The 7,514-nt window shown below is 47.9% G+C and carries 6 protein-coding genes; 2 read left to right on the top strand and 4 right to left on the bottom strand.

Annotated elements, in window-relative coordinates; all coding sequences use genetic code 11:
- A partial coding sequence (locus tag WBA23_RS21170) for a S41 family peptidase (protein WP_424584276.1) occupies nt 1-2,100 on the bottom strand: 2,100 nt, incomplete at its 3' end.
- Between the two features lie 156 nt (nt 2,101-2,256).
- Between WBA23_RS21170 and WBA23_RS21165 the strand changes: the two genes are divergently transcribed.
- Nucleotides 2,257-3,336 carry a dipeptide epimerase gene (locus WBA23_RS21165; RefSeq protein ID WP_424584275.1) on the top strand — a complete coding sequence of 360 codons (1,080 nt, stop codon included), beginning with the start codon at nt 2,257-2,259 and terminating at the stop codon, nt 3,334-3,336.
- Between the two features lie 3 nt (nt 3,337-3,339).
- Entirely contained in the window at nt 3,340-4,398 is a 1,059-nt protein-coding gene (locus WBA23_RS21160) for an aminotransferase class I/II-fold pyridoxal phosphate-dependent enzyme (protein ID WP_424584274.1), read from the top strand.
- Between the two features lie 49 nt (nt 4,399-4,447).
- Here the strand turns inward: WBA23_RS21160 and WBA23_RS21155 are convergent, their stop codons facing one another.
- The 3 genes from WBA23_RS21155 to WBA23_RS21145 all read right to left on the bottom strand — a co-directional run.
- On the bottom strand, nt 4,448-5,866 hold the full coding sequence (locus WBA23_RS21155; protein WP_424584273.1) for a hypothetical protein: 1,419 nt from the start codon (nt 5,864-5,866) through the stop codon (nt 4,448-4,450).
- A 135-nt stretch (nt 5,867-6,001) separates the two neighbouring features.
- Nucleotides 6,002-6,949: a cadherin repeat domain-containing protein gene (locus tag WBA23_RS21150; RefSeq protein ID WP_424584272.1), complete on the bottom strand. Its 948-nt coding sequence runs from the start codon at nt 6,947-6,949 to the stop codon at nt 6,002-6,004.
- A gap of 246 nt (nt 6,950-7,195) precedes the next feature.
- Nucleotides 7,196-7,514 (bottom strand): helix-turn-helix domain-containing protein (locus tag WBA23_RS21145; protein ID WP_424584271.1); only part of this gene is annotated, 319 nt, incomplete at its 5' end.

Below are 7,514 nucleotides of genomic sequence, written 5' to 3'. Positions count from 1 at the left end.
GAAGTAGTCGCGTTGGAACCGCCAAGCTTCTTTAAACATCTGCTCCGCCTCAGCTTGCGGGTCAACTTTCATCATCATACCCTTTAGGGCCAGCATACCTTCCGAAGGCTTAGGGTTCGTAGCATCTACGATACCCCAACGGTTGCCGGACTGTTGATACAGTAGCTGCTGTCCGTTAGCAGAAACATAAAATTCGCTTACCTCGTCTAGTATTTTCTCGCTCTTTCGTTCTTCAAATTTGTACTGATGAAGTGCGTAATCGTCTTCGTTAGGCAGTTGCTCGGTGAAGAATAACGCTTCCGAAGCTGCTTGTAAATCCGTATAGTGACGCGCCGGAATGTCTAGCGCTACAATACGCCGCGACAGTCCTTCCCAATCAATTTTTACCGTAGGTTTTTCCTGATCCTCTTTTTCTTCCTGATCCTCATCTTCCTCCGCTGCTTCCGCTTGATCTTCGGCCGTTTCGTCGTCGCTCTTCGGAGCCATCGGCGAGGGGTCATCAGCCGAAAGTACTATGGCGTAGATAGCTCGGTTAAGCGGTCGTTCTATGGAGCTCATATCTAGCCACCCTACGTTAAGACCGTAGTCGGTACTAGCTGTAAAATACAAGTACTTACCATCATGACTCCAGGCGGGGTTTCGGCTATCGGCCATTCCGTCGGTCATCTGGTAGCTTTTCTCTTCGGACAGTGAATACGCGAAAACTGCGTTGTACTCGTTGTCCAGCCGTTTGGTGTAGGCAATCCACTGGCCGTCGGGCGACCAGATAGGGTAAATCGTTCGCTCGGGATGCGCGTAGCCTTCGTTATCAATCAAAGTAACTTCTTCGGTTTCGGTATTGGCTACCCACAGGTTACGGTCAGCATCTCCGAAGCTGATATGTTTACTGTCCGGGGCCCAAACCGGAGTATAAAAGTAGGTAGGTTCGTCTAGTTTGATGGTACGAAGATTATCACCGTATTGATCCGCCACCAGCAAGGCGTACTCGCCGGATTCGTCCGAAAACCAGCTTACCTGCTGTCCATCGGGCGACCAAGCCGGAGCCCGATCTGCCGCTCCGGGACTACTGGTAAGGTTACGGATACTACCCTCTTCGGCGGGAACCGTGAATATGTCGCCCCGGGCCGAGAAGATGGCTCGTAATCCATTAGGGGATATCGCCGCCTGCTGAACCTGATCCTGCGCATCGACCCAGTGAGGGCGCGCCCAAGCAAAATCTCCCTGCACACTAATGGCTAGCTGCTGCGGTTCACCCTGATTCGGGTCCATTCGATACAGCGTTCCTCCGTTCTCAAAAACCAGCATTCCCGCTCCACTCGCTAAGTTTTTACAGTCAAAATCCGTAAAAGAAGTGACTTGATTGAGCTTATTAGTTTCAGTATCATACGCCCAAATATTCATAGCGTAGTCTCGGTCCGACAGGAAATACACGGTTTGATCAATCCACACCGGCTCTTTATCATTACTGTTCTCCCAGGGAATTTTCTCAACATCTAATGTCTCCAAATCAATAATTCGGATAGGGTTATTCTGCCCTCCGCGGTAATTACGCCACTCCGACTCCCAGGAGTAGATCATCTGGTAGGCGAAGCGTTCCCCATCTGGCGAGTGCTGCCCCTGGGTGACTCGCGGTACGGCAAAGGGTTTAGGAAAAGACTCATCTAAGTGAATGGTCCAAAACTGATCAGGCAGTGGAGAAGGTGCCCGGGCCCGCCCGGAAGCAAACAGTACGGCTTCCCCATCAGGAGTCCAGCCCCGCACTTGGTCAGCTCCGGGGTGAAACGTCATTCGCCTAGGTTCCCCTCCCGTTACTGGCACTACATAAATATCAGTATTGCCGTCGTATTGTCCGGTAAAGGCTAGGTACTGACCATCGGGCGAGAAATATGGGTCGTACTCGGAACCCGCGTAGGTGGTGAGGCGACGAACATTAGCCCCATTGTGATCGGAAAGCCAAATGTCGTCGGCGTACACAAAAGCTAAGTAGTCGTTACTGATTGCCGGGTCGCGTAGTAGCCGGGTGGTTGGTGCCTGAGCCATTAACTCGGTGACAAATAAGATAAGGGCAAACGTAATAGTAAAGTGGCGGGGAAGTTTCATAAAAAGGTTGAGTAGCGTTAGTTTTATAAAGTTACGCGACAGCTTGAAACATACAATCTTTTTATAACTTTTTTAAGATGATCTTACGGGTAATCTAAGAAATCTGTACTAATTGTTACGGATTTTCCGTACTTTTCGAGATTGATTTTTGGTACTATGAACATATCCATACACAGCTTTACCCTCAAATTGCGCGACCCCTTCCGAATCTCCTACGAATCGCGGAATGAGCAAGAGGCACTTGTTATTCAGCTTTCGGACACGAACCAGCAAGGTCAGACCGTAACCGGATTAGGCGAAAGCACCGCGAACAATTACTATCAAGTTTCTATCGAACGGATGCAAAAGGAGGTAGCTCTGGTACGCGAACGTATTGAGGAGTACTCGTTGGCCAATGAAGTCTTAAACGCGGGACAAGTCGGCACGCCGGGCCACCTGTGGCAACAACTTCAACCTGAACTTCAGCATAGCTCCTTTACACTTTGTGCAATCGATGTGGCCGCACACGATCTGTACGGAAAGAAGGTAGGCCAGCCGTTGTATAAACTTTGGGGATTGAACCCCGCCGATGCTCCTACGACTAATTATACGCTGGGTATCGACAGTATTGAAGTGATGATACGGAAGATGCAGGCAAAGCCCTGGCCAATCTACAAAATTAAGCTGGGCACCCCGGAAGATTTAGCCATTGTGCGCGAACTGCGGAAGCATACCAACGCGGTGTTTCGGGTAGATGCTAACTGCGCCTGGGGAGTGGATGAAACCATTGAGAATGCTCAGGAGCTAAAAAAATTAGGGGTAGAATTTATTGAGCAACCCCTTAAGGCTGATAATTGGGACGGTATGAAAGAAGTGTACCAACATTCGGCATTACCGTTAATAGCGGATGAAAGCTGCATTGTTGAAGATGATGTAGCAAAGTGCGCGGGGCATTTCCACGGAATCAATATTAAACTAACCAAGTGCGGAGGCATTACACCGGCCCGCCGTATGATTCGGGAAGCCCAACGGCACAATATGAAGGTAATGATCGGCTGTATGACCGAATCTACCATTGGAATATCGGCTATTGCCCACCTGTCGCCGCTGCTCAACTATGTAGACATGGATGGAGCTTTACTATTGGCCGAAGATATTGCTACCGGCGTGACTATAACGACCGACGGGGTGCATTTTCCCGACGAAAACGGCACCGGGGTTCAGTTGCTTACTCCTAGCCCAACTTCATTAGTCTAGTATATGATAACAGTAAATTCACTGCCCGGGCGGACCATCATCACCGAAGGGAAAGAGCGGCTATACTTTAGTGGCACCTCGTACTTAGGCATTCATAAAAATATTGTCTTCCAGGAAGTACTACGCGATGGCTTTCGTCAGTACGGCACTGGGTATTCTAGCTCCCGCTCTTCTAATGTGCAACTAGCCATTTACGAAGAAGCCGAGACCTGGCTGGCTAACTTCACTCACGCCCCCTCGGCCCTTACCTTCTCATCGGGTTACCTAGCCGGGCAGGCCCTTATTCATCATCTAGATCAGAGTTCGCAGTTTTTGTATGCTCCGCAAACCCACCCGGCTCTGTGGCGCAACGAGCAGGATAACAGCAGTGGCGAGTACCACCGTTGGGTGTCTCACTTAGAAGCAAAAGTAGGCTACAACCATCGGGAAGTGATTATTGTAGCCAACTCCGTAGACCCGCTATACGCTCGCGCTCATTCCTTCGATTGGGTAGCCCATTTACCTGACCATATAAAAATAACGTTGGTGATTGACGATTCTCACGGGTTAGGAGTACTGGGTGAGCGGGGTGAAGGAATATACGCTACGGTTAAAAAACTAGTGCCCAAGAATGTGTCTTTAGTGGTAGTTGGGTCAATAGGAAAAGCACTCGGTGTTCCGGGCGGAGTAGTGCTAGGTGATGCCACGCTTATACAATTGCTTAAGAAAAGCCCTTACTTTACGGCTGCCTCTCCGGTAGTTCCGGCCTACTTATACGCTATGCTACGGGCGGAAAAGCTTTACCCAGTGTTATTTGCTCAGCTACGCACTAACGTCTTACACTTTCAATCGCTCATCAAGGAGAATAGTATCTTTCGCTACTTCGGGACGTACCCCGTATTTTACAGTGCGGATCAGAACCTATGCGATGCGTTGAGTGAAAAATGCGTACTATCCAGTTTCCCGTACCCCAATCCTGATAGTGACTGCATCACCCGGGTGGTGATTAGTGCTTTGCACACGCAGTCTGATCTGGATACATTAGGGCAGTTATTCTCTGAATACGTCGCCGTGAACCATTAAAAAAGGCCAGACATAATTGCCTGACCTTCTTTCATTAGTACTTCTAACGTTATTCTTCCACTTTGGTCAGTTTGTAAATACAGTGTGCTCCAGTATCGGCTACATAAATCTCTCCGGTAGTAGGATGGATGGCGATACCCTCCGGACGATTGAACCCGTCGGCAATAATTTCCTCTACGGAAGTAAGGTTAGAAGTAACTTCCCGTACTCGTTCGTTGCCAGATTCTACGGCGTAAATCTTACCATCGGGCGCTACGGCTACGTCAGTAATCTGGAAGTACGTTCGGTTAAAACCAGTAGCACCATACGTTGGAGCTATCTTTCTTACGGTTCTATTTTCGTAATCCGCTACTAACCAATTGCCGTTAGCATCCAGATCAATCCCTCTGGGGTTGTAGAAAAGAGACCGGTTAGCGTGGTCATCTTTATAACCAAAAGAGTTGTTACCGGCTGCACCTCCGCCTAAAATCCAACCGTTTACGATGCTGGTGGTATTTAAGTCAAACTTATTGATTTGGTGGTCGCGGGTAACATAGATGGCCCCTCCTGAGAATGCTATCCCATTGGGCGTAAAAGTAAGCGTGGTGTTACTAACTACCCCTGATGTGGTAATCTTACGCAATGCATTGTTGTCTGAATCGGCTACCCAGACATTTCCGGACCCATCTACTACTACATCGCGCGGATGGTCAAATCGAGCAGTAGAGCCTGTCCCGTTAAGGTAACCACTGGTACTACCGGCTAAGGTAGTTACTACTGCCCCGGGAACCGTAATTCTGCGAATACGATGATTGTTTTTATCCGCAACGTACAAATTGTTTCCCGAAGCATCAAAGTCCATTCCCAGCGGTTCATTAAAGCGGGCGGCTGTGCCGGTACCGTCGGTGGTAGATATAGAGCCTGCTTGCCCGGCAAAAACGGCTTTGGTCCAGCTATACTTATCGTTCAGGTCTATCGTAAAATCAGCCGTGGCGATACGGTTAGCCGAAGTGCTACCGGTTACTTCTACCTCGTACGTTCCCGTAATTTGAGTGTTGGTTTCGTAGTCAAACACATTAACAGTGGCTACCTCCAATTCTCCATCGCTATTAATGCTGACCGCTCCGGCTATTGACTGGTTGACAATGGAGTATGATAGCGTACCCGTACCGTCGGTTAGTGTGGTGGTGACTGTACCAATGATAGTACCACTAGCACTATTCTCGTCTACATCGCTGGTAAAGTCGGTTGCCGTTACCGTTATATCGTCTACGTCGTCCACCGTGATGATGAAGTTAGCGCGGTCGGTTGCGCTGCCTACCTTAGCTAAGTACTTACCGGTAATTTGGGCATTGGTTTCGTGGTCAAATGCACTAATATCGGCTATAGTAAGTTCGCCATTAGCACTGATACTCACCGCTCCGGCTACCGACTGACTGGCAATAGAATACGTTATCGTACCAGTTCCATTTGCTACGGTGGCACTCACTGTTCCCAAACTGGTGCCAACCGCGCTATTTTCATCTACATTCGCGTCGAAGTTTGTAGCAGTTACGGTTAGCTCCGTAACATCATTAATGGTTATTGTAAACTTAGCGGTAGCAGTTTTGCTACCAACGGTTACTTAGTACTCACCGGTAATGGTCTTATTAGTTTCGTAGTCAAACTTACTAGCATCAGCGATAGTTAACTCACCCTGGTCATTGATACTGATGGCTCCGGTTACTGACTGAGATTTTATTTTGTACGTAGCTGTGCCTCCGCTAACAGTAGCGTCAACCTTGCCTAACACAGTATTTTTTGCGCTGTTTTCATCAATGCTACCGCTAATGTCTTTGGCAGTGACACTTACCTCATCTACATCAACAAGGTGGATCGTAAACGCAGCCGATTCGGTTTTCGCTCCGAGCGTAGCGGCATACATCCCTTCTATTGTTGCATTAGTCTCAAAATCGAAGTGAGCGCTGACGGCTACCATTAGTTCGCCCTTTGCATTGATACTAACCGCCCCGGCCGGCTTCTGAGATTGAATTGCGTACGTAGGTTGGTCGCCTTCGTAGGTTACTGCTACCAATCCAATAACGGTACCCACCGCGCTGTTTTCCGCTAAGCTATCTGTGACTTCCGCAGTTGTCACTTCGTCTACGTCGGTGATGTTAATAGTGAACTGCGCGGTGTCACTAGTACCCTCTGCGGTGGCTATGTACTGCCCACTAATCGTCTTGTTTTCTTCAAAGTTAAATGCTTCTGCTTTGGCCACAGTAAGTTTACCACTGCTAGCATCCAGACTAACTGCTCCGCTTATGCTCTGGGAAGCGATACTATAACTTAGGGGTGCCTCGGTACTAGCCGCTGCCCGAATGTTGCCAATTAATGTACCGATGGCACTATTTTCGGTAATGTTGAAAGTGGTATCACTCGCCGTAACCACTACAGGGTCAGTAGTTCCTCCACCCGGTGGTGTATTAGTAGGAGGATTGGGAGTAGGGGCTTCTTCTTCGTCTTTACAGGCGAGCATGATGCCAAAGAGTAATGAAGCTGTGATGAATACTGATAGTTTAAATTTTTTCATTTGTAAGCAATTAATGATCAGTTATGAAAATAATTATGATACCAATCTTCACAATTTGTACCGAAAAACGTCCAAAAAAAGCCTCTGGCAAGTGACGAAACACTTTTGTCAGTAAGAGTATCAGTATTTGGAAGCTATGTAATAAATCCCTACATCTTTACTATTTTGTATTCAGAATGGATTAGAAAAAGCAGTAGTGTAGGGGGGAGAAATAGAAAAGCGAAATTGATAGGGAGAAGGAGAATATTAGGGTCTTACGCCAAATTGCGACTGAAATTTTTCGGCGAAGCGAGTACTGTTTTTGAAACCGACCGATAGCGCCAACTGCCGCACGGATTTATATGCTTTCTGGTCGTAGATAATTTTGGCACGCACCAACCGACGTTCGGTGATCAGTTTGGCGGGAGTGCTTCCGCATAGTTCTTTCACTTTGCGGTATAGGATTCTTTCTGTAAGATGCAGATGCTCGCAGATATCAGTTATATCAAACTGTTCGTTGCTAATATTTTCATCAATAAGGTGAGTTAGACGTTGGTTGAATGCTAATAATTCGTCGGCCTCTAGG

The sequence above is a fragment of the Tunicatimonas sp. genome (genome assembly GCF_049647865.1).
Taxonomy (GTDB): Bacteria; Bacteroidota; Bacteroidia; order Cytophagales; family Cyclobacteriaceae; genus Tunicatimonas.
This window is presented reverse-complemented; position numbering and strand designations above follow the sequence as displayed.